Source organism: Borrelia venezuelensis (assembly GCF_023035835.1).
Taxonomy (GTDB): domain Bacteria; phylum Spirochaetota; class Spirochaetia; order Borreliales; family Borreliaceae; genus Borrelia; species Borrelia turicatae.
This window is the reverse complement of the sequence record NZ_CP073220.1, coordinates 15,685-39,354: the sequence shown is the minus strand read 5'-3', so window position 1 is coordinate 39,354 and position 23,670 is coordinate 15,685. Positions and strand designations below refer to the sequence as shown.

The window sequence follows — 23,670 nt, the reverse complement described above, 5'->3', positions numbered from 1 at the left end:
TATGATACCAAAAATGCTTTTTGATATAAATATTTTAATTGAAATAATATGTTAATTATGCTATTTTAATATCTAAAATGTTATTTTATTTAAATTATAAAGGTTGTTTTTATGCGTAAGAGAGTAAATCAAGCAAAAGAAGTTATATCCAAAGTTGATTTTAATGATAAAAAAGTTGGAACATGGGGGCTTTTAGCACTTATCGTAATTGTGTTTGGATTTATTATTGCACCCTTAATGCCAGGTTTATTTGATACTACTGATTCATCTAGTTTAAAATTTGGATCTTATAAGGGACAACCAGTTTATTATGAAAAAGACAATAAATTTGCTCAATATGTTAAATCTTACTCAAATTTTTATTCTAAATTGAAAAAAAATAATAGTCTTGATATAGAGTATTTTATTTGGAACTTGGCTTTTAAGAAGTATGTTGAAGATATTGCCTTTATTGATTTAGCAAAGACTAATAGTTTTTATGTTTCAAAAAATGTTTTGAATAAGAATTTAATGAATTCTCCTGTGTATTTAGACTCTAGTGGTAATTTTAGTCCCAAGAGATACAATAAAGTTTCTGATTATCAGAAGTTTAAAATTCATAATGAAACAGTAGACAATTTACTCTCTTCAAATATACAGGTTTTGTTAAGCAGCAGCTTCATATTGCCAGACTCTCTTCTGAATGCTATTAAAAGTATGAATGAAATTAGACGCAATATTGTATATGTTTCACTCTCATACCAGGATTTTCCAAAAGATGAGGTGATCTCTTATGCTGATCAGAATCAAAAATTATTTAAGAGTTTAGATATTGTTTCTATTCGTTTTAAAAATTTAAGCGATGCTGGTGGTGCTTATGAAAAATTGTCTAAAGGTATGCCTTTTGAAGAAGTTGCTAAATTTTATTCCGAAGACGTTACTAATTTTAAAGGTATTGCATCTTCTAAGAAATATTATTTTGATTTGGATCTTGTCCTTGAGAAAAAGGAAGATCTTGCTGCAATTTTTTCTTTGAAGATGAATGAATTTACTAGTCCTATTAAATCTAAAAATGGAAATGGATATGATATATACAAAGCATTGAGCAATATTGGTGATTTTGATAAAAATTCAGAGCATGATATTAGTTCTGTTAGAAACTATATAGAAACTTATGAACCCAGTGTTATTGAGACTTTTCTTGAAAAAAAGCTTAATGATATTCTGACTGAAGTTAATTTTGATGGACCGCAACAAGTTTTTAGAAAACATAATTTGGTATTGAAAAAAGATGTTGTTAATCTTGCGTATAATATGAATATTTATCCTAGTACTTTAAGGGAACTGTCAGTTTTCAGCAATAGTAAAGATTTTTATGATGTCATCTTTGATTTGAAAGAAGGTCAGTGGTCTAAGCCCTTTTTAGCAGATCAGCGAGTTTATTTATTTTCTTTCAGTTCAAGTGTTAATGATTCTGTTAATTCTGATAATTTAATTAAAGAAGATCGTATGCTTGATATCCTTTATCAGGCAAATAATAAGTTGGTGTTGGATTATATTTTGAATAAAAATAATTTTAAGGAAAATTTTAATGAAGCATTCTTTTCTTTACAGGATTTTAGTTGAAAGACCAGCAATTAGTATGTTTAGACATTTGAGTTGTTGTTGGTATAGATAAAAATCATGTGATATGTGTTTTAAAAAATGGATTATATTTCTTTTTGTAACTTTGTTCTCTTGTGTTAAAGGCAGTAAAGATTTTATTATTTTTAATAAAGAGATGAAAAAAATTAGTGAAATAAGTTATTCTGATACAGATTTAAGTGGAGATACTGGAGAAGATGTCTTTGGTTCTTTGATTGATCTTAAGGGTTACAAAATTTTGTCAGTTCATCAGGAAAATTTAAATTTAGATGTTTATTTTGAACAAGTGGTTTTAGCACAGAATTTTGCAGATCTTAAAACTTATTTATTTATTATTGGTTTTGATCCAAAGAGTCATGAAGCAGTCGTTCTTTTTAGAACCCAAGTAAATATTGATTCTAAAAATTCTTACAATATGTATCTTGAGGATATTACTGGTGATTATAATTTTGATATAGTAATCCAAGGTTTTTTAGATGAAGATTCTGTTTTGTATATCTTTCAAAGAGCAGTTGCTAATGATGTAGCCTCGTATAGACCTATATTTTTTGATAAGGTGAATGGAAGTATTATTATAAATAAATATGATAGATCCTCAGCTTATGATGATAAAAAGTCAAGGGAAAGTTATTCTATTTCTTTAGAAAGGTATGAGAAGCAGGGTGAGGATATGATAGTAAGTAAAATAGAAAAGTATGAGTATTCTCAATTACAAGGTAAATATTATCCTTTATCTGCTAGTGAGAAAGTCAGGCGGATAGATAATGATGTATATCAAACTTTGAAAAATTTACCCAAAGAAGAAGTTTATAAATTTTTATATGGTGTTTGGTATGATAGTAATGCACATCAACGTTTAAGGAAATCAAATTTTGAGGATGCTTTATTTTTATCATTTAATAGGCATCTTAATGAAATTAGTATTTTTAAAAACAATGCTCAAGAAATTGCACATATTGAGTATATCTCAAGACCTGCTTATAATACTCTTAATATCAGTACCAAGTCTATTTTTTCAGATTTAATAGTATATAATTTTTGGATTAAAATTATTGATATTGATAATATTGAGATAAAAATTGATACTGGAACAGATGCTTATGATAAATATGGATTCTCAGGTGTTTTTAAACGATTTAATGATTCTGTTTTAGTTGAGGATGATAAGGATTCTTTGTTTATTCCAAATGGTAATTATGTGTGTAAGGATATCATTTATGATTTTTCTTATCCTAATCTTACTTATATTGTTGGAGATAATATTTATTATGGAATTTTTAATGTTTTTAGTCTAAATAATAATTTAGTGCTTGAGTATGAAATTAGCATGGATGAAAATAAGATAAGTGAAGCTTTTATTATTGAGTATAGCGAGAGAATAGTTCAGAAACAAAAGTTTTCTACAATTCTCCTTAATCCTATTAAAATTTTAAAAGATGGAGTAAGTTTGGTGAAGGGGCAGAAATTGAAACTTGAAAGGATAGAAAAATTAGGTTAAATTTTATGAAAATATTAAGGAGTATTGTTACTTATATTAATTTTTTTTTCTTTGTTTTGGTTTTTACTGTCTTATTTCCAGTATTTTTAATTTTTAAGATTTTTAGATTTGAAAATTATTTTATAAAATTTAGTTTTATATTAGTTAGATTTGCTATTAAGATCAGTTTGTGGTTTGCTGGAATTAAAGTTATTGTTACAAAGGATGATGATTGTTCTTTGCCTGAGAGTGGTGTAGTCATTATGGCAAATCATATTGCTTCAATGGATCCACTTTTTTTAATTTATGTTTTTATGAAACCTTTTGTGATAGTTGCTAAGAAATCCCTTTTAAAAATTCCGTTAATTAATTTTCTATTAATTTCTATGGGATCTATTTTTATAAATAGGAATAGTATAAAATCTTCTGCTATTACTCAAAGGAAAGCAGCTAAAGTTATTCAAGAAGGTGGAGCTATTGGAATTTTTCCTGAAGGGACTAGAAATCGCGGTGGTAGTACAAGAGATTTTAAAAGAGGTTCTGTTAATCTGGCTTTACGAACAAATTCTTCAATTATTCCTGTGACTTTGTTTAATACACATAAGGTTTTTGTTAAAAATTTGATATTGAATTCAGGATTATCCATATATGTACATGTTCATTCTTTAATAGATGTTTCTAATTTGACAGATGATGATAAGGCTCAGCTTCATATTATTGTTAGAGATAAGATAATTAAAAAATTAGAAAAGATGAAAATTCAATATAATGTTGATAGGAATTTAAATGAATACAAATAGTTATGATGAGAGTAAGATTGTTACCTTATCTTCCCTTGAGCATATTAGGTTGCGGTCTGGAATGTATATTGGGAGATTGGGCGATGGTTCTAATATTGATGATGGTATTTACATTTTAGTTAAAGAGATTATTGATAATTCAATTGATGAATTTATTATGGGCCATGGCAAAGAAATTTTGATAAAAAAAGAAAATAATATCATTAGTGTAAGAGATTATGGTCGTGGGATTCCTCTTGGAAAAGTTGTAGAGAGTGTTTCTGTTATTAATACTGGTGCTAAGTATAATGATGATGTTTTCCAATTTTCTGTAGGACTTAATGGAGTTGGTACTAAAGCGGTTAATGCTTTAAGCTCAAACTTTTTAGTAAGGTCAATAAGGGACGGAAATTTCTTTGAAGCAATTTTTTCAAAAGGGAATTTAATTAATACTATAGAAGGTAAGTCGAATGAACAAAATGGCACTTATATTGAATTTTTAGCTGATACAGAGATTTTTGGTAAATATAAATATAGTGAAGATTTTTTACGGAGAAGATTCTTTCATTATGCTTGTTTAAATAAAGGTTTAAAAATTAATTATAATGATCAGATTTTTCAATCTGATAATGGACTTCTCGATTTTATAAATGCTGAGATTAAAGGTGAAGATTTACTTTATGATTTTGTTTATTATTCCAGTAAGACTTTAGAATTTGCCTTCTCTCATACAAATAATTATGGCGAGACATATTTTTCATTTGTGAATGGACAATATACTAGTGATGGAGGTACCCATCAGACAGGGTTTAGAGAAGGTTTTGCTAGAGCCATTAATGATTTTCTAAAAAAAACATATTCATCTACTGATATTAGAGAAGGACTTATAGCTACACTTTCAGTTAAGATAAAAGACCCAATATTTGAAAGTCAGACTAAAAATAAGCTTGGTAATATTGAAACTAGAAGCAGTGTTGCTAAAGAAGTACAAAGGATAATTTTGGAAATCCTTTATAAGGATAAGACCCTTGCAAAGGCAATTGAAAACAAAGTTGTTGATAATGAGCGTCTTAGAAAAGAATTAAGTAGTGTACGCAAAGAGGCAAAAGAGAGAGCAAAGAAAATATCTTTTAAAATTCCTAAACTTAAAGATTGTAAATTTCATTTTAATGAAAAGAGTATGCATTCTGATTCGACTATGATCTTCTTAACAGAAGGAGATTCTGCAACAGGGTCAATGGTGTCTTGTAGAGATGTATATACGCAGGCTATATTTTCTCTTCGTGGGAAGCCACAAAACATGTTTGAAAAAAATAAGTCTGAAATATATAAAAATGAAGAACTGTATAATATGATGGTGGCTCTTGGTATTGAAGAATCAATTGAAAATTTGAGATATAATAAAATAGTCATTGCTACAGATGCAGATTTTGATGGTTTTCATATTAGAAATTTGCTTTTAACATTTTTCTTGACTTATTTTGAAGATTTAGTTTTGAATGGACATATGTATATTTTAGAGACACCACTCTTTAGAGTAAGGAATAAAAGTTCCACTATTTACTGTTATTTTGAAGAAGAGAAGCAAAAAGCTGTTCGTGAACTTAAGAATCCTGAAGTTACAAGATTTAAAGGACTTGGAGAAATTTCTCCAAGTGAGTTTAGGAGTTTTATTGATATTTCTAATATTAGACTTACAAAAGTAGATCTTGTCAATATTAAGGAAATAAAAGAGCACTTAGGGTTTTATATGGGACCAAATACTCCTGAGAGGCGAAACTTTATTATGGAGAATTTAATTTAATGGATATTAAAACATTACTTAAGGATAATTTTTTACAGTATTCATCTTACGTCATTAAAGATCGTGCAATTGCTAGTGTTATTGATGGATTTAAGCCTGTGCAGAGACGAATCATACATTCTCTTTTTGAGATGAATGATGGTAATTTTCATAAAGTTGCAAATGTTGTTGGAAATACAATGAAATATCATCCCCATGGCGATACTTCAATTTATGAAGCACTTGTTAATATGGCAAATAAGGATTTATTTATTGAAAAGCAAGGAAATTTTGGTAATCTTTTAACAGGAGATCCTGCTTCTGCATCGCGTTACATTGAATGTCGATTAACCCCTCTAGCCTTTGAAGTGCTTTATAGCAAGGAAATAACCTCTTATGAACCTTCTTATGATGGTCGCAATGATGAACCTTTAATTTTTCCTGCTAAAATTCCTGTAATACTTGTTCAGGGAAGTGAAGGAATAGCTGTTGGCATGGCTGCTAAAATTCTTCCTCATAATTTTAATGAGATTTTAAGTGCTGTTAAAAGTGAGTTGCTTGGAGAGTCTTATGAGCTTTATCCTGATTTTCCAACTGGTGGAATAGTCGATGTTAATGAGTATGCTGATGGAAATGGAAAAGTTTTGGTTCGTGCAAGGATTGAACCTACAGATGATAATAAGGCCATTTTAATAAAAGAATTGCCATTTGGAGAGACTACTGAGAGTTTGATAGCTTCAATTGAGAGAGCTATTCGGAAAAATTATATTAAAGTCTCAAGTATTAACGATTTTACTACCGAAAATGTGGAGATTGAATTAACCCTTCCAAGAGGAGTTTATGCAAGTGAAGTTATTGAAAAATTGTATCATTATACAAATTGTCAAGTTTCTATTTCTGTTAATTTGCTTTTACTAAGTGATAGATATCCTGTTATCTATACTGTTACAGATATTATCAAGTTTCATGCTGAACATTTGCAAAAGATTTTAAAGATGGAACTTGAATTGGAGAGAAGTAAAATACTTGAAAAAATATTTTCTAAGACTCTGGAACAAATGTTTATTGAAAAGAAGATTTATAAAATTCTTGAGACTATTTCTAAAGAATCTGATGTTGTTAATATTGTGTTGAGTGAAATTTTAAAATATAAAGATAGTTTTTTGTATAGAGATATTGTTTTAGATGATATTGAAAATTTACTTAAAATTCCTATTAGGAAGATCAGTATGTTTGATATTGATAAAAATAATAAAGATATTCGAAATTTAAGTAAAGAATTAAAAAGTGTAGAGAGTAATATTAAATCAATTAGAGGTTTTTCAATAAATTTTATTGATACTCTGCTTGAAAAATATTCCAAAGTTTATCGTAGAAAAACGGAAATATCCCTTATTAAGTCAAAAAATGTTAAAGAAATAGCTACTAAGAATATGAAGGTTTATTTGAACTTAAAGGCAGGTTTTGTTGGAACTAGTCTTATTGATGGTGAATTTATTGGTAATGCTAGCTATTATGATAAAATATTGATATTTAAGAAAAATTCTTATGTTTTAAAAAATATTGAAGATAAAACATTCATTGATAAGAATAATGTGAATGTTTTAGTGTATGATATCAATAATTCTAAAGATCAAGTATTTTCTATAATTTATCTAAATAAAGCTGATAATTTTTATTATGTTAAGAGGTTTAAGATAGATAAGTTTATTACAGACAAGATTTATGAATTTTTAAATGATGGAGATGAATTTATAGATTTTGCTTTGAATCCAGAATTTGTAGAATTTTCTACTAGTAAAGATATTGTTAGAATGATTAGCATTGATGATTTTATGATTAAATCACGTATTTCTGTGGGTAAGAGAATTTCAAGCAGTATTGTTAAGAAGGTTAAGTTTAAATGATTCGTATTAAAATTAAAGATTGAACAATTTAGTTAATAAGTATATAATGAATATGTAATAAGTATGTAATGAAGTATATGATGCAATATATGCTGCAAACATTGAGCAGTTTATATTTGGGAGGTATTTTATGAAAAAAATATTGATTTTAATGTTAGTTTTCTTTTGTGCTTTTGTTAGTTTTGCCCAAAATCATGATGAGCTTGTGGGTAGTGGTGGCAACGTAGAAAAAATGTTACTTTATGAAACTTATAAAAAAGATGCTGTAGTGCCTTGTTTATTGAATCTTTTTGTAGGTTTTGGGATAGGATCTTTAGTACAAGGCGATATTACTGGTGGATTACTGAGTTTAGGCTTTGATGCTGTGAGTATTGGTTTGTTGAGTTATGGTACATATTCTATAATTGAATCTCATTATGAAAAAAAGGAAAAGCCAACAGTACTTGCTTTATCTTTAGCGGCGGTAGGGGGAGCTACTCTAGTTTTAACACGAATTATTGAAGCTGTACTTCCTTTTACATATGCGTCTAGTTATAATAGAAAACTTCAAGAGAATTTAGGAATAACATTGGGGGGATTGCAACCAGAAGTTGATATGAATTTTAATGAAGATGCTAGGTTAATGCTTGAAGTCTCTTTCACTAAGAGGTATTAATTATAAAAATCAAAATAAAAATTGAGGAATTGTAATATATTAATTATAATTGCTCAATTTGTGAGAATTTTGGTAATATTTGTTTTTCATTACCTGTCAAAAAAGTGTGTCATTTTTTTAATTTCTAATGCTTTGTTATTGTGTAGTTTTTAAGTAAGTAGTTTTTATTTGCGCTTTAAGATTATTGTATGGTTTATAAATTATATTTAATTCATTTATCTATATTGTTTGATCTCACGATTTAAATCTTTTTTTATGCTTTTTTGTTTTAACACTTCTCTTTTATCAAATAATTTTTTTCCTTTACATACCCCAAGTTCTACTTTTATTAATGAATTCTTCAGATAAATCGAGATAGGAACTAATGTGTATCCTTCTTTTTCTTTAAATTTTTTTAGTTTTTGTATTTCTTTTTTTGTTAAAAGAAGTTTTCTGCGTCTTATTTCTTTGTGATTGAAGATATTACCCTCTTTATATTTTGCTATATGTAAATTTTCAAGCCATACTTCATCTTTTTTAATGCTGGCAAAGCTATCATTAAATGAAAATTTTTTTAATTTAATGGATTTAACCTCAGTTCCTTTTAAGATTATTCCACAGTTTATTTTATCTTCAATGAAGTAATTGAACCTTGCTTTTTTGTTTTCAAGCAGTAATATGCTCACACCTATTCCTTTTCAATAACTAGTCTAAATCCAATGTTTGGTGAACACCAATGTTTTAGGAATGAAGCCTGAGTTGAAGGTTTAAGTGTTGAGTTGTTATTGTAATTGTATGTTCTAATCTCAGTGATTAGTGAGTTAAAGTTTGAATGTGCATAGTATATATCGTTTTCGTCTTGAAATAATATGGAGTCATTGATTTTTGGGTTTTGCATTAAATTCCAAAAGCCAACTTTTTTAGCTATTTCATTTGTATTTAAACTTTCTATAGCTTTTGGTACTTCTTTTTGATATACTTCCCATTCTTGAGATATAGGGAGTCTTGCTTTAAATCCTTTAGGTAAATTTGAAGAATACCATTTAGCATATTCTGTTGCTGCATGATAAGATATATGAGTAATATCTTCATTTGAAGGCATTTGTTTAAAGGTTTTAAGGTAACTTTCATCTACAAGTTCTTCTTTTATTAAATTGTCTTTGTTGTTTAATGTCCATTTTGGATTTTCATTTAAAAATTTTTGATATTCGGTTTTAGTTACATTTCTGTTCTGGATTAAAAATTCTTTTAATTTATATGTAGTCTTGAGTGTGAGATTTTGGGAATATAATTTGTAATTTTGGGTACTTTCAATATTTTGTGGGGCTATCTTTTTAAAATCCTTTAGATGTAAATTTATATTTTTAGTTTCAAAGTTTAATATTTTATTTTCATTTTTTAGTTTTTCTATTAGTGTTTTAAACCACGTTTCGTTGGATATTTGTTTTTGTTGTTCTTTATCTAAATTTTCAAAAAACCAAATTATTGTCCTATTTTCCAAATTGAAGTTTTGTTGTAGAGATTTCCATATTTCTTTGCTGTTATTATTGTTTATTGAATACATATCTTTGTATGCTATGAGAAAGTCTTTAAACATTGTATTTGAATGTATATGTGGAATGGATGTTTTAAAGAATTTCTTTATATGTTCTGGACTGTTCGGTAAGTCGTTTACAATTAATGAGAATACGGGAATTAATTGTATATTGTCGTTATTATTTTTAATTTTTGTCATAACTGAGAGTTCTTTTTGTCTTTGTGCAATGATCTTATCAGGATTTTTTAGTTTTAAATCAATGTTGAATTGATAGCTTGTGAAAAATTTATTTTGTATATCAATTTTCTTTTCATAAGTCTCAAATCCAAGCCTTTGAATTTTTAAGGTTCCTTTAGTAGCATTTATGTATTTTTTTAGTGGAGTTCTTCCAATGTATTTTTCGTCTAAGTAAACATGTGCATTATTGACATTGGTTTTTATCTTTAAGTATGCCCCAGGATTGTTTAATTTGGTATTTATGATTAAACTAAATACTAATATTAAAGGTAGGATAATTATTGTAAAGAAAACGTAAATTTTTGGGGTTATTCCTAATATTGGCTTTAATTTTACTGTAAGTAATTCCTCATTAATATCAAGACGATCATTCTCTTTGAGCATATATGATGATTATAAAAAAGTATGAAAAGAAATTCAATATTGCATGTATTTTTGTTTATATTAGTTAAAGAAAAATAAATATAGTTATTTATGATTGATTTCAGATTTCGTTCTTTTTAATAAAGCTTTGTGATTATGAAGATATTGATAATTATTGATTTTATGTATAATTTATTTTTGAGGATAAGTGTATGTATTTAGAAAAATTAGATAAGTTTGCTAACTTTTTAGTGAAGATTATTGAAAAATATTTAACTTATAGGAAAAAAAGAAAGTATTTTTATAAACTTAAAGCTAAAAGACGAGGATTTATGCTTAACTTTTTACTTGAACTTTTGGGTGCTTCGATTTTTGTTTTGGGAATAAATCAATATTTTTTACAAGCATATAGAATTCCATCAGGATCAATGGAAAATACTCTTCAAATTGGAGATTTATTATTTGTGGATAAATTTTCTTATGGACCTGAACTTTTGCCAGGAGTATGTAAAATCAATGGGGTAAAAGAACCAAATGAAGCAGAGATTGTGATTTTTGAAAATGTAGAATATGAATCAAAAGGGCTTTTTTTTGATATTTTGCATAGATTACTTTATATGTTGTCTTTTAGCTTTGTTGATCTTGATAGGGATGAAAATGGAAATCCTAGTGTTAGATTCCTTGTTAAAAGAGCGTTATTTGCGGATGGTAAGCTTGTAAGATTTCGAAATGGGACAGTGTTTGTTAGGAAGGAAGGCGAAGAAAGTTTTATAGAAGAAAATTCTTATAAAGCCTCATTAGGGTATAATTTTGGTATTAAGAAGGTTATAGAAGATGTGGACTATAAGGTTTATGATAATCTTGCTATGTTTATTGCATTAAATCAATTGAGTGTTGATTTAGAGAATATATCTGATTTTTCATTTTTTAATGTTAGGGAAGTTGATAGATTTGAAATTGAAAGATTGGAATATCGTTATTTAGTAGCTTTCATGCCATATGTTGATTATTATATGGAAAAGGCAATAATGAGGGATTATGGAATATATGTGCCTTATGGGTATGTATTGCCTATTGGGGATAATAGAGATAATTCTTATGATGGTAGATTTTTTGGTGTTATAAATAAAAGTAAAATTCTTGGTAGAGCTTTTTTTATGTATTTCCCTTTTTCTAGAATAGGTTTGATTTAAATATGGCAGCATATTTAACTTTTGAACAAAGACTTTTAAGAAAAAAGAGAAGACAAAATTTTCTTAAAATTATTCTGTTGTTTTTGGTATTAAATTATTTTTTTACAAAATTTGTCTTACAAATTTTTATTTTTCAAGGTGATGAAATGTTGCCTTTAATAACAAAAAATGATAGTTTGATTTTTATTTCAAAATATATGCGATCTTTTTTTGTTCCTTTGAAAGTAAATGATGTTGTGCTTTATGAAGATTCAAATTTACGGAGAAATTTTATTTTAAATTTTTTCAGGGATTTATTTTTTTTAAACAAAATTTTTAATACAAGAAGTTATAAAATTGCAAAAATAGTTGCTACTCAGGGAGATTTAGTTTATGTTAAGGGTTTTGATATCTTGGTTCATAGGAGAGATGATAATTCTTATTATTTGAATGGTAATTTTATGAGTGGTTATAGATTAAATGATTTTTTTAACTTTAATGAAGTAATTAGGTGTTTTGCTTTAAAGAAAAATGAATTTTTTCTCTTAAATGAGAATTTAAAAATTTTAAATGATTCTAGAGTATTTGGACCTGTTGAACAATCCCATATTTTGTCTTTCTTAGTATTAAGGATAATGGATTATAAATTTGTTAAATAAGATTTTTGTTGATGCTGATTCTTGTAATTTACAAGTAATAAAATTTTTACAAAATTTTGTGTCAAATAGAAATGTGAGGCTTATTTTGGTTGCAAACAGGCATTTAAATTTAGAGATGTCAAAAAATACTTCTGTTAAAATTGCAAGAGATGTTGATTCTTTGATTTTAGAATTAATTGATAAGAATAGTATGGTGGTTACCAGGGACATATTATTTGTTAAAAACTTATTGAATTTGCAAATTAAAGTTATGAATGATGAGGGACAAATTTTTGATACAAATAATATAAATTATTTGTATTTTAGATCTAAATTAAACATTAATTTAGGTATTAAAGTTAAAAAATATTTTCATGAAGAAACTAATAAAGTTCGGTATTCAAATTTTGCAATGAATTTTTATCGTTTATTCTTTAATTAGTTTTTTATTTTCAATTTTCCATAATCCTTTTCCTTGGGTTAATATGTAAATTGTTTTATTTGATGTGGGTATAATATCATTAAGTCTTGTTTTACTTAGTTGTGAACCATTATAAGAACCCGGTAATACAGATTGTGAAGGTGGTTGTAGATCGAATGTATTTTTATCTCTTACAAGTTCTACAAATCCATTATTACTGCCGATAAGTATTATTCCATCCACTTCTCTTGCAAAGTATGCAATAAATTCTCCTATGCCATCTCGATTGAATATTGGATCTTGGTAATTATTTGTGCTTGAGTATATTTTGAATTTGTGATCTGATGTATCATGATTTCTTCCGGTAAATACCAAAGTTTCTTTGGATCCACGGATACTTGTTTCTATTATTGCCATTATTTCATTTGTTGATTTAACATTTATAACTCCGCTACCTTTTAGTTTCCAAATTTTTGCAGATTTTCCTGTAATGGACTGCTGGTCATTTGAAATTTGATAAAATTTATCATTGTTAGTTGTGCTCTTGGGAGTTTGATTATTTCCATTTGTATCTAGAATAGTTTGATTTCCATTTTCTCCTAATGCTAGGATGAAAGCAGAAGTAATACCACTTGTTCCTATAGATTTTAAGAATTTAATTGGGATTAGATTTTTTTGAAATAGAAGTTTCCAATTATTGCTTTCAAGAGAGTAGAGTTCTAGTTGTCCATTTTTATTTTGAACTAATAAATATGTTTTGCCTGATATATTTACAAGGTCAATTACAAATTCATAAGAATTGCTAAAATTTACTCTTTCAACATTTCCATTTGATTTTTTAAATAAATGCATGGCTGCAACATAAAGAGTATCATTGACTAATGAGATGCCACTTGGACTTGAAGTGTCTAGAATATTATTATTACTATTGATTTTTTGTAACTTGCTGAGCTGAGAAAAGATAGATTCACTTGAACATGATAAAACTAACATTATTAATATTATTATCATGAATTTTTTGTAACCTTTTTTATCCATATTTACCTACAATTTATTGATATTCACTATTACTGAGAGTGATATTAGTAAAAAATGTCCGGTTTTAGCCATATTTCCAAATTCAAACATTGTCCACCATGCCGTTGTAATTCCTAAGGCCCATTGGTAGTTGAAATTCCATAAAATTCCAGAACCAATAGACATTACAGGCATTGCATCAAAAGTTCTTAAATTTGAGATATTATCACTTTTATCTCCATAGGAGCTTAAAGAAAATCCTATATTTGAAAATATAGGTATCTGAAAGATCTCCCCTATGTCAAAGACATAGGCTGTTAGGAATGTGATAGGCACTGTACTAAATGTCTTACCTATGCCCGAATCAGGATTTAATAGGTTAAATGAATGATTGATATCAAAATTAAACATGTATCTAAGCTCAAAACCTATAGCTAAGTTGCTTAGGATGTGATATTTATATTTAAGTGCCCCAATTCCTCCTGGGTACAGATTGGAAGAAAAGACTTTTGATAAACTATGGTAGAAAAGGGGAATACCTAAGCTTAAATCTACTTCTATAATAGAATTTCCGTTTCTATCAATTGAATATGCTTCAATCCTGTTCACATTTGCATGCAATAAGAATAGTAAGGTGAGACCAACTAAAAAATTCTTTTTCATTATTCTCCATATTTCAAAAATTCTTTATTTAAAAGTTATTATATTGAAAAATATGTTTTATTACAATTAATTTTTGTGTGAATCTGTTTTTATTTATACTTATAATACAAGTATAGTATAATATATAATGTTTTGATCTAAATTGGTGAGGGATCTGAGTTGAACAATGTTTTTGATGGTAAACTTTTTGCAAATCAATATTATTTATTACTTAAAGAGTTTTTAATTCATCATGATTTAGTGGATAAAGTTTCTTTAAAAGTGATTTTGGCAAATGATAACCCTGCAAGTAAACTTTATGTTGCTGTTAAGGAAAGGGTATCTAGAGAAATTGGTATTAATTTTCATGTTATTAAGTTAGCTGGTAACTCAGAACAAGATAATATTTTGACGTTGATCGAGGCTGAAAATATAAATGAATATACTGATGGGATTATTGTTCAGTTGCCTCTTGCTAGTGAAATAGATGTAAATATGGTTTTAAACGGTATAATGAGTACTAAGGATGTAGATGGACTTTCTGCTATTAACTTGGGCAAGTTAATTTCGGGTGATAGGAAAGGATTTATTCCTTGTACAGCTTTTGCTGTTTTAAAAGTTTTATTTGATAAGGGAATAGAAATTTCTGGTAAGACTGTTGTTGTGATTGGAAGAAGTTCTCTTGTTGGGAGGCCTATTTCTATCTTGCTTTCTTCTAAACCCTATGATGCTACTGTAATTACTTGTCATAGTAAAAGTACTAATTTAGATGTGTATGTAAGACAATCAGATATTATTATTTCTGCTGTTGGAAAACCTAAATTAATAAAAGCTAGTATGATTGATGGATATCCTTATGTTATTGATATTGGTATTTCTAGAGTAGAGATTGATGGTAAGAGTGTTCTTATAGGGGATGTTGATTTTGAATCAGTTAAAGAAAAAGTTAAGTTTATTACTCCTGTAGTAGGTGGAATCGGCCCTGTTACGGTTTTTATGTTGATGTTTAATACAATTAAGGCACATTTAATTAGGTATAATAAGTTTGATATTTTAGAAAAGTTAGAAAAGTTGGTGGAGGTTTGAATGTCTGGTCATAGTAAGTGGTCAACTATAAAGAGAAAAAAAGGTGCTCTTGATGCTAAGAGAAATAAGATTTTTACTAAACTAATTCGTGAGATAAGCATTGCTGCCAAGATGGGAGGAGGTGATATTGAATCTAATTCTAGATTGCGACTTGCTGTTAATAAAGCCAGAGTTTCTAATATGCCTAAGGATAATATTGAAAAGGCAATAAAGAAGGGCAGTGGGGATGATAATATAGGCTCTGAATATTTTGAGCTTACTTATGAGGCTTATGCACCCCATGGTGTAGCTTTAATAATTAAGTGCTTAACTGATAATAAAAATAGAACGGCAAGTGAGGTGCGGAGTGTTCTCTCAAAGAGCGGTGGTTCTCTTGGTGCTCCAGGTTCTGTATCTTATATGTTTCACAAAAAAGGATTAATTTCTTATAGTTTAGATAAATATCCCGAAGATGAAATAATAGAGCTTGCATTAGAAGCTGGTGCAGAAGATATTTATAGTGAAGGGTCTCAGATAGAAGTGATAACAAGTGCTGAAAATTTTGAAGCTATTTCATCTTTTTTGAGAACTAAGTTTGAGGAAGATATAGCAGAGATTGTTCTTATTCCTGGAAACAAGCTTTCTTTAAATAAAGAACAGATGGATAAAGTCCTTGCTCTTATTGAAAAATTAGAAGATTTTGATGATGTTCAAGAAGTTGTGCATAATTTAGAAATTATTGATGAGATTAATTAGTTTATCATTGAATTTTTTCTGAAAGTTGATTATGAGAATATTAGGTATCGATCCTGGACTTGCAAATGTTGGATGGGGAATTTTAGATAGGAAAGGTAGTAAGTACATGTATGTTCAAGATGGAACTGTCATAACTCATCCTTTTATGTCTTTGAAAGATAGGTTAAAATTAATTTCTGATGAAATTATTCTTATTATTGATAATTTTAAACCTGATGTTGCAAGCATTGAGAATATTTATTTTGCTAAAAATAAAAAAACGGCTATAAGTGTGTCTGAAGCACGAGGAGCTATTATTTTAACTTTTGCTTTGAAAAATTTAGATTTTTATGAGTATACTCCAATACAGGTCAAGAATTCAATTTCTGGGTTTGGTAGAATTGAAAAGGTACAAGTAAAATATGTTATTCGTATTTTACTTGGGATGAAACCCGATTTTATTTTTACTAGTGATCATAGTAGTGATGCATTAGCGCTTGCAATTTGTCATAGTAATTATCATATTTTGTGAAATTTAATTAAGGGAATGAAAGGTATGGTAAATAATTTGGATATAAATAAGGTAAGCTTGATTTTTTATGTATTATAGTTTAAGTCTATGATCAATAAGATTTGTGGTAAAATTGTAGAGAAAAGAGAGTCTAGTATTGTCATTGTAGCACTTCCCTTTGAATTTGAGATTTTAGTTAGTTCTTTTTGTAATGCAGAATTAGTGTTGCAAGAAGATGTTGAAATATTAACTTATCTTCATCTTCGAGAGGATGAAATTAGACTTTTTGGTTTTTTAAATGTATCGGAAAGAGGAGTTTTTGAAAAACTTATTAGTGTTGATGGAATAGGTCCAAAAGCGGCTTTGAGGATATTATCTGGGATAAAATATAATGAATTTAGAGATGCAGTTGAAAGGGAAGATGTTAAGCTTATTTCTAATGTCAAGGGCATTGGAAATAAAATGGCAGGCAAAATCTTTTTAAAACTTAGGGGGAAAATTATTAAAGTTAATGAGGCAAGTTCAGGTGTATTGAAATTTAAGGAGCTTGAACAATCAATTGTTAATATGGGCTTTGATAGAAAATTGGTTGCAGCTGCTATTAAGGAAATTATGCTTATTGATGAGTTTTTAATGTTGAGACAAGTTGATCAAGAACAATTTTTGTTTAGAGAAGTTTTAAGAAAGCTTTCAGGTTAAATTTTGGATTTTTAGAGGCTTATAATGGGTGTTTATTAAAGAGAGGGTGATTAGATGGATTTTGGAGGGGGATCTAAGTTTTTAAGTTCTGACAAGAATTTTCTGTATGATAGAAATGAGAGTGAACTTAGGCCAAAATCCCTTAAAGATTTTGTAAGACAATCTCATATTAAAGAAAATTTAAATATTTTTATAAAGGCATCTAGAGATAGAAATGAAGCGCTTGATCATGTTTTTTTAAGTGGCCCCCCAGGGCTTGGGAAGACTACTCTGGCTAGTATTATTGCTTTTGAAATGAATACTACAATTAAGATGACTTCAGCTCCAGCTCTTGATAAGCCAAAAGATATTGTTGGTATTTTAACGACGCTTGATGATAAGAGTATTTTATTTATTGATGAGATACATAGGCTTAAACCCGTAATAGAAGAGATGCTTTATATTGCAATGGAAGATTATAAGATAGACTGGATAATTGGACAAGGTCCTGCTGCAAGGACTGTAAGAATGCCAATTCCTAAATTCACTTTAATTGGCGCTACTACAAAGCCTGGAAAAGTGGCGTCACCGCTTTATGCGAGATTTGGAATTGTATTTAGATTTGATCTTTATAATGAAGATGAACTTGTGAAGATAATACAGAGAAATTCGATTATTTTAAATGTTAAATTGGAGGATAAAGCTGCCTGGCTTCTTGCAAGAAGTTCAAGAGGAACGCCTCGTGTAGCAAATAGGTTTTTAAGACGGATGAGAGATTTTGCACAAGTTGGTGGTTATGGTTTGATTACAGAGAGTATTGTGAGTTCTGGACTTGAAATGTTAAAAATTGATCATAAAGGACTTGATGAACAAGATAGAAATATTTTAAGGAGTTTAATACTGAAATTTAAAGGTGGACCTGTTGGTGTTGAAACTTTAGCAATTTCTGTTGGCGAGACAGCAGATTCTCTTGAGGATTTTTACGAACCCTATCTTATTTTAAAGGGTCTAATTGAGAGGACTAGCAGAGGACGCAAGGCTACTGATTTTGCATATTTTCATCTAAATTTGAATAAAAATAATCATGATGACTTAAATAGTGGAGAATATGGATACTAAAGAATTTTATTTTGATCTACCATGTAAGTTAATAGCACAGTATCCAAGTGAGAAAAGAGGCTTGTCAAGATTAATGGTGCTAGATTCTGGAAATCAGAAAATTTATCATAATGATTCAATAAACGATATTTTTAAGTACATTAATAGCAATATTTTTTTGGTGTTTAATGATTCAAGGGTTAGGAAAGCGAGAATATATGCCAAGACGGAGCATGGAGGTAGTATTGAGTTTTTAATTCTAGATAGATTGGCAGGGGATGAATTTACATCTTTAATTTCTAAGGCTAAAAAACAGAATATTGGCAAAGTTTATATGTTCCCTCAAGGTTTATTGGCTCAAATAATTTCAAAGACAGATAATGAATTTATAATTAAATTTAATAAGTGTGTGAGTGAGTCTTACTTTGAACAGCATGGACTTATTCCTTTGCCACCTTATATTAAGAGAAACTATGATAGAGCGGATGAGGAGCGTTATCGAACGATTTATTCAAAATATATTGGTTCATCAGCATCAGCTACAGCGGGGTTACATTTTAGTGAGGAACTGTTTTCTAAATTGGATGAAAATAATATTGAATACGATTTTATTACACTTCATGTTGGGCTTGGTACTTTTCTTCCTGTAAGAACTAAGACAATAGAGGAACATAAAATGCATTTTGAAAGTTTTTCAATAAAAAATTCTGTAGCGCTTAGACTTGAGAAGGCAAAGGCTTTAGGTAAGAAGATTTTGGCTATTGGAACTACTACTCTTAGAGCATTAGAATCTGCTTATGATAAGCAAAAAGGTTTTGTAAGAGGTGAACAAAAAACTGATCTTTTTATTTACCCAGGAAAGGGGTATGAATTTAAATTTGTTGATATGCTTTTTACCAATTTTCATACACCAGAATCAACTCTTTTAATGTTAGTCTCTTCGTTTGGTGGTAAGGATTTTGTATTTAGTGCTTACAGGGAAGCTGTAAAAATGAATTATAAATTTTTCTCTTATGGTGATGCTACTTTATTTTTAAATCATATGTAGATATTCATGGTTAATTATTTTACTATTTATTTAATAATAATTAGATACATCTTGAAAGGAGAAGGTATATGGTATCAGTTTTTCAAAAAGAAAGATATAAATATATTCCAAAACTGCCGAAAATTTTGGAAAATGATTTTCAAAATATTAGTGTAGTTTTTGGTGAAAAAACAGAAGCCCTTGGAGATAGAGATGCTTTAAGAGAAATTTTTAAAAATACTTATGGGCTTCCAGTTGTAAATTTTACTCAAGGTTCTTCAAATGTGGATTTTACAAGGGTTTTAAATGTAGGAATAATTCTCTCTGGTGGTCCTGCTCCTGGAGGGCATAATGTTGTTGCTGGCATTTTTGATGCGATAAAAAAATCTAATCCGAATTCAAAAATTTTTGGGTTCAAAGGTGGACCTTCAGGTTTATTAGAGGATAAAAAAATTGAGATTACACAAGAGTTAATAGATTCTTATAGAAATACAGGAGGGTTTGATATTGTATCTTCTGGTCGAACTAAAATAGAGACTGATGCTCAGTATGAACAGGCTTTGTCAGTTATTCTTAAAAATAATCTTAATGCTCTTATTGTTATTGGTGGAGATGATTCAAATACCAATGCGGCTTTATTGGCAGAGTTTTTTAAGAAAAAACATCATGATATTCAAGTTATTGGTGTTCCAAAAACAATTGATGCTGATTTGAGGAATGCACATATTCAGATTTCATTTGGATTTGATTCTGCTACTAAGACTTATTCTGAAATGATAGGCAATTTATGTCGTGATGCTATGTCAACTAGGAAATATTGGCATTTTGTGAAGCTTATGGGAAGAAGTGCATCTCATGTTGCTCTTGAGTGTGCATTAAAGACACATCCTAATATCTGCATTATATCTGAAGAAATTTTAGCAAAGAAGAAAACTTTATCGGAGCTTGTAAGAGACATGACTTCTGTTGTAGTAAAACGTTCTTTAAAAGGATATGATTTTGGTGTTGTTATAGTTCCTGAAGGTGTTATTGAATTCATTCCCGAAGTTAAATCTTTAATGATTGAGTTGTGTAGTATATTTGATAGTAATGAAAGTGAGTTTAAGGGATTAGATGTTGAGGATATACGAAAAATTTTTATCTCTAAGCTTAGTGGTTATATGAGAGAAGTGTATGTATCTTTGCCTTTATTTATTCAAATTGAACTTGTAAATTCTGTTTTAGAGAGAGATCCCCATGGTAACTTTAATGTATCAAGAGTTCCTACTGAGAAACTGTTTATGGAAATGGTTAATGTTAGATTAGAAGAGTTGAGAAAGCTTGGTGAATATAGTGGTAAATTTGTTCCTATTGATCATTTTTTTGGCTATGAGGGTAGAAGTGTTGCTCCTTCAAATTTTGATAGTGATTATTGTTATAGTTTGGGATATAATGCAGCAATACTTGTTTTAAATGGCTTAACAGGTTATATGTCTAGTGTTAAAAACTTAAATAAAAATGCTACTGAATGGCTTGCAGGTGGAGTGCCTTTAACAATGATGATGAATATGGAAGAGAGATATGGTGTTGCTAAACCCGTTATTAAGAAGGCCCTTGTTGATTTGAAAGGAGCACCTTTTAATGAGTTTGTGAAGAATCGTGAAGAATGGGCAGTGAATAATCTATATGTTTCCCCAGGACCTATTCAATATTTTGGTGTTTCTGAGCTTGTTGATGAAGTGACTTTAACATTGAAATTAGAATTGGAAAATTAAAGTATTGATGATTAGATTTTTGCTCTTGCTTTTTAATGTTTTTATTCTTTATTCAAATTCTTTGGATTATTTTAAATTTGAGTTGGAATATTTAAATTATAAATTTTCGCTGCGAGATAAAATTTCCTCCAGCGAAAATAATATTGATTTTGGTAGTGAAGTTTTTGTGAGGCTTGAATCTAATGATGATTTTTTTTATAAAGATGTTCAAGAAAATAAAGATTTAAATATAGAAAAAACTATTAATTCTAATTGGGGTAAGAAATTATTTAGGTTTTCAGCAATAAGTGTTGGCACTTTTCCTATAGCGTTATTTGTAGGTTTGTATTGTTTTGATTTATCTTATTATTTTAATAATATGGATGGAAAAAATTTTCCATATCCTTTCTCAAGTGGTTTTGAGCTTTCAAAAGATGAAACTTTTAAAAAATTTATGATTTCAGCGTCAGCTGGGTTAGCAATATCTTTAATAATTGCCTTGATTGATTGTTTTAGTTATTAGATGAAAAAATTTCAAAAAGAGTTTATTGTAAGGAAAGATTCTCAAAGATTGGATATTTATTTGTCTGAAGATTTGTGTCTTTTTACTAGAAGCCAAATTAAGAAAAGAGAGGTAAAAGCTTTTAAATATCATGATGGTGTTTTTGTTGCAATAAAATTATCAAGACCCGTTTTTGTAGATGATAAAATATTAATAGAGTTTAATGAAGAAATTAATTTAAGGGAATATGTAAGACCTTTGAATTTGCCTATTAGTATTCTTTATGAAGATATAAATGTCATTGTTGTGGATAAACCCCAAGGTATTTTAAGTCATCCTGGTATATCTAACTTAGAGAATACTATTGTAAATTTTCTTTTATACCATATCTCGGGCTTAAGAGATAGTTTTCAGGAGGATAAACTTAGACCCGGAATTGTGCATCGGTTAGATAAAGAAACGTCTGGTGTGATGATTTGTGCTAAAAATTTGAAAACTTTAAATTTCTTATCTAGACAGTTTAAGGAAAGATTTGTTAAGAAAGTTTATATAGCAGTTGTTAAAGGCAATTTTAAAATTGATTCTGGTATTATTGAAACTTTTATAGATAGAGATAGACATGATAGAAAAAGATTTAGCGTGCATGAGAATAGGGGAAAGAGGGCTTTAACTGAGTATAGAGTATTGGCTAGTATAGGTAATTATTCCTTGGTAGCTCTAAAGCCTAAAACAGGACGTACTCATCAATTAAGAGTTCATATGAAGCATTTAAATCATCCAATATTAGGAGATAGTGTTTATGCTAGATTGGATAAAGAGTTTAAAGAAATGTCTTTGATGCTTCATGCTTTCAAACTTGAAATTAATATTAAAGAAGGTTCTTTGAAAAAATTTATTTCAGTATTTCCACAAAGATTCATTAATTTTTTATCGATATTTTACGATAAAGAGGCGTTAAGTATACTTGTTAATGATTTTATTGTATTTTTAGATAAGTTTTAAGTTGTAGTATCGTATTTATTTGTAATTGGTGATTCAATAATTTTTTTTCCACCAGTTATTTCATTTGTGTTGAGTACTGTAATGAAGCAGTTAGGGTCAATTTTTTGAGAAATATATTTAATTCTGGACATACGCATTGTAGGAACTACTATGAAAACTATAGTTTTATCGTTTCCAGCCCAAGCACCTTTTCCCTCAAGTAGTGTAGCTGCTACTTTTAATTTATTGGTAAGCAAATAAGATATTTCTTTTCCTTTATCTGAGATAATAAGGATTGCTTTTTGATTACCAAATCCTGTACTTGTCTTATCCGTCATTATAGCTGTTACAAATGAAGCAATTAAAGTGTAAAGGGCAATTTCAATATTGAAAAAGGCTGCTGCAATTAGTAAAACTGCAAGGTTAAATAGGAAATTTGTAGTTCCAATGCTAATTGAATATTTTTCTTTAATTATCATGGAGACAATGTCTGTACCACCTGATGATCCCTTTGCTCTAAAGATTAGACCAAGTCCAAGACCTGATATGAGACCTGCTAAAATTGATACAAGTATCATATCGTTTATTTGCATTTTATATTGTAAAAATTGTGAATAGTTGACTATGAGTGAGTATAAAGCCATTGCGATCCAGCTTTGAATTACAAATGTTATATTTAAGAACTTGATTCCAATAATGAATAATGGAATGTTTAATATGAATATTGTAAGCCCTAGATTAAAGTTTAAGAGGTAATGCATCATAAGTGCAATTCCTGCAATGCCACCACTTAAAAGTCCGTGTGGTATGTATAAAATGTTTGTGGATATTGCCATTAAGAGTGAACCAGTTGTTATTTGCAATGTGCTAATCAGTATTAATTTTGGATCTTTGAGGATATTCTTTAGCTGTTTTCTCAGTATTTTTAATATAATGAACTTAATTTTTTGTTTTATTCTAGTCCATTTATTCCTTTTTTTTTTCATTTTTTTGTTACTTACTCTTTAGCATAAAATCATTGATTTACTTGAATTTTATATTAATTTTACTAAAAAACAATTCAATTTTATTGCATTTATTTCTTTTTTTTTGATATTATTGTTTTATAAA

The 23,670-nt window shown here is 28.5% G+C and carries 23 protein-coding genes; 18 read left to right on the top strand and 5 right to left on the bottom strand.

From position 1 onward, the window contains the following. Positions 1-111: 111 nt before the first annotated feature. From bvRMA01_RS00195 to bvRMA01_RS00170, 6 genes are all read left to right on the top strand, one after another. Complete coding sequence (locus tag bvRMA01_RS00195) at positions 112-1,605, top strand: foldase protein PrsA (RefSeq protein ID WP_247031343.1); 1,494 nt, start codon at positions 112-114, stop codon at positions 1,603-1,605. Positions 1,606-1,669: 64 nt separating this feature from the next. Next, positions 1,670-3,121 carry a pallilysin-related adhesin gene (locus tag bvRMA01_RS00190; RefSeq protein WP_247031342.1) on the top strand — a complete coding sequence of 484 codons (1,452 nt, stop codon included), beginning with the start codon at positions 1,670-1,672 and terminating at the stop codon, positions 3,119-3,121. A gap of 5 nt (positions 3,122-3,126) precedes the next feature. Further along, the gene (locus bvRMA01_RS00185) at positions 3,127-3,900 is read left to right on the top strand and encodes a lysophospholipid acyltransferase family protein (protein WP_247031340.1); all 774 of its coding nucleotides are present in this window, start codon (positions 3,127-3,129) and stop codon (positions 3,898-3,900) included. Beyond that, on the top strand, positions 3,887-5,683 hold the full coding sequence (locus bvRMA01_RS00180; RefSeq protein ID WP_247031338.1) for a DNA topoisomerase IV subunit B: 1,797 nt from the start codon (positions 3,887-3,889) through the stop codon (positions 5,681-5,683). The genes bvRMA01_RS00185 and bvRMA01_RS00180 overlap by 14 nt, the downstream gene beginning before the upstream one ends. Next, a complete protein-coding gene (locus tag bvRMA01_RS00175; RefSeq protein ID WP_247031336.1) occupies positions 5,683-7,569 on the top strand; it encodes a DNA topoisomerase IV subunit A in 1,887 nt (628 codons plus the stop codon). The genes bvRMA01_RS00180 and bvRMA01_RS00175 overlap by 1 nt, the downstream gene beginning before the upstream one ends. A 130-nt stretch (positions 7,570-7,699) precedes the next feature. Continuing rightward, entirely contained in the window at positions 7,700-8,224 is a 525-nt protein-coding gene (locus bvRMA01_RS00170; RefSeq protein WP_247031334.1) for a P13 family porin, read from the top strand. Between the two features lie 215 nt (positions 8,225-8,439). On the opposite strand, the gene smpB is transcribed toward bvRMA01_RS00170, so the two are convergent. Continuing rightward, a complete protein-coding gene (gene smpB / locus bvRMA01_RS00165; RefSeq protein WP_433996703.1) occupies positions 8,440-8,889 on the bottom strand; it encodes an SsrA-binding protein SmpB in 450 nt (149 codons plus the stop codon). Between the two features lie 2 nt (positions 8,890-8,891). Further along, complete coding sequence (locus tag bvRMA01_RS00160) at positions 8,892-10,361, bottom strand: PEGA domain-containing protein (protein ID WP_247031332.1); 1,470 nt, start codon at positions 10,359-10,361, stop codon at positions 8,892-8,894. 191 nt (positions 10,362-10,552) lie between these two features. On the opposite strand from bvRMA01_RS00160, the gene lepB (bvRMA01_RS00155) reads away from it, so the two are divergent. From lepB (bvRMA01_RS00155) to bvRMA01_RS00145, 3 genes are read left to right on the top strand one after another with little or no spacing between them, the layout of a single operon-like run. After that, positions 10,553-11,533: a signal peptidase I gene (lepB, locus tag bvRMA01_RS00155; RefSeq protein WP_011771995.1), complete on the top strand. Its 981-nt coding sequence runs from the start codon at positions 10,553-10,555 to the stop codon at positions 11,531-11,533. Positions 11,534-11,535: 2 nt separating this feature from the next. Next, positions 11,536-12,171 (top strand): signal peptidase I, encoded by a 636-nt coding sequence (gene lepB, locus bvRMA01_RS00150; RefSeq protein ID WP_011771994.1) that lies wholly within the window; start codon positions 11,536-11,538, stop codon positions 12,169-12,171. After that, positions 12,161-12,592, top strand: coding sequence for a DUF188 domain-containing protein (locus tag bvRMA01_RS00145; RefSeq protein WP_011771993.1), 432 nt, complete (start codon positions 12,161-12,163; stop codon positions 12,590-12,592). The genes lepB (bvRMA01_RS00150) and bvRMA01_RS00145 overlap by 11 nt, the downstream gene beginning before the upstream one ends. Here the strand turns inward: bvRMA01_RS00145 and bamB are convergent. Together bamB and bvRMA01_RS00135 are read right to left on the bottom strand one after the other, a co-directional pair. Next, on the bottom strand, positions 12,578-13,609 hold the full coding sequence (bamB, locus tag bvRMA01_RS00140; RefSeq protein WP_247031330.1) for an outer membrane protein assembly factor BamB: 1,032 nt from the start codon (positions 13,607-13,609) through the stop codon (positions 12,578-12,580). The two genes, bvRMA01_RS00145 and bamB, sit on opposite strands and share 15 nt — an antisense overlap. 6 nt (positions 13,610-13,615) lie before the next feature. After that, positions 13,616-14,251: a BB0027 family outer member beta-barrel protein gene (locus bvRMA01_RS00135; RefSeq protein ID WP_247031328.1), complete on the bottom strand. Its 636-nt coding sequence runs from the start codon at positions 14,249-14,251 to the stop codon at positions 13,616-13,618. 159 nt (positions 14,252-14,410) lie between these two features. Here bvRMA01_RS00135 and bvRMA01_RS00130 point away from each other — a divergent pair, with 159 nt between their 5' ends. From bvRMA01_RS00130 to bvRMA01_RS00090, 9 genes are all read left to right on the top strand, one after another. Then, a complete protein-coding gene (locus tag bvRMA01_RS00130) occupies positions 14,411-15,316 on the top strand; it encodes a bifunctional 5,10-methylenetetrahydrofolate dehydrogenase/5,10-methenyltetrahydrofolate cyclohydrolase (RefSeq protein ID WP_247031326.1) in 906 nt (301 codons plus the stop codon). Further along, complete coding sequence (locus tag bvRMA01_RS00125; protein ID WP_247031324.1) at positions 15,317-16,051, top strand: YebC/PmpR family DNA-binding transcriptional regulator; 735 nt, start codon at positions 15,317-15,319, stop codon at positions 16,049-16,051. It abuts the gene before it with no gap. A 31-nt stretch (positions 16,052-16,082) separates the two neighbouring features. After that, positions 16,083-16,562, top strand: a complete 480-nt coding sequence (ruvC, locus tag bvRMA01_RS00120; RefSeq protein WP_247031322.1) for a crossover junction endodeoxyribonuclease RuvC — start codon at positions 16,083-16,085, stop codon at positions 16,560-16,562. 87 nt (positions 16,563-16,649) lie between these two features. Beyond that, positions 16,650-17,240, top strand: coding sequence for a Holliday junction branch migration protein RuvA (gene ruvA, locus bvRMA01_RS00115; protein ID WP_247031320.1), 591 nt, complete (start codon positions 16,650-16,652; stop codon positions 17,238-17,240). A gap of 54 nt (positions 17,241-17,294) precedes the next feature. Next, a complete protein-coding gene (gene ruvB / locus bvRMA01_RS00110; RefSeq protein WP_247031318.1) occupies positions 17,295-18,338 on the top strand; it encodes a Holliday junction branch migration DNA helicase RuvB in 1,044 nt (347 codons plus the stop codon). Then, complete coding sequence (gene queA / locus bvRMA01_RS00105; protein WP_247031316.1) at positions 18,328-19,365, top strand: tRNA preQ1(34) S-adenosylmethionine ribosyltransferase-isomerase QueA; 1,038 nt, start codon at positions 18,328-18,330, stop codon at positions 19,363-19,365. Before ruvB ends, queA begins: the two co-directional genes overlap by 11 nt. Before the next feature lie 68 nt (positions 19,366-19,433). After that, on the top strand, positions 19,434-21,098 hold the full coding sequence (locus tag bvRMA01_RS00100; protein ID WP_247031314.1) for a diphosphate--fructose-6-phosphate 1-phosphotransferase: 1,665 nt from the start codon (positions 19,434-19,436) through the stop codon (positions 21,096-21,098). Positions 21,099-21,102: 4 nt separating this feature from the next. After that, a complete protein-coding gene (locus tag bvRMA01_RS00095; protein ID WP_247031312.1) occupies positions 21,103-21,600 on the top strand; it encodes a hypothetical protein in 498 nt (165 codons plus the stop codon). Further along, on the top strand, positions 21,601-22,581 hold the full coding sequence (locus tag bvRMA01_RS00090; RefSeq protein ID WP_247031310.1) for an RluA family pseudouridine synthase: 981 nt from the start codon (positions 21,601-21,603) through the stop codon (positions 22,579-22,581). It abuts the gene before it with no gap. On the opposite strand, the gene bvRMA01_RS00085 is transcribed toward bvRMA01_RS00090, so the two are convergent. Beyond that, the gene (locus bvRMA01_RS00085; RefSeq protein ID WP_011771981.1) at positions 22,578-23,546 is read right to left on the bottom strand and encodes a YitT family protein; all 969 of its coding nucleotides are present in this window, start codon (positions 23,544-23,546) and stop codon (positions 22,578-22,580) included. The two genes, bvRMA01_RS00090 and bvRMA01_RS00085, sit on opposite strands and share 4 nt — an antisense overlap. Between the last annotated feature and the right edge of the window lie 124 nt (positions 23,547-23,670).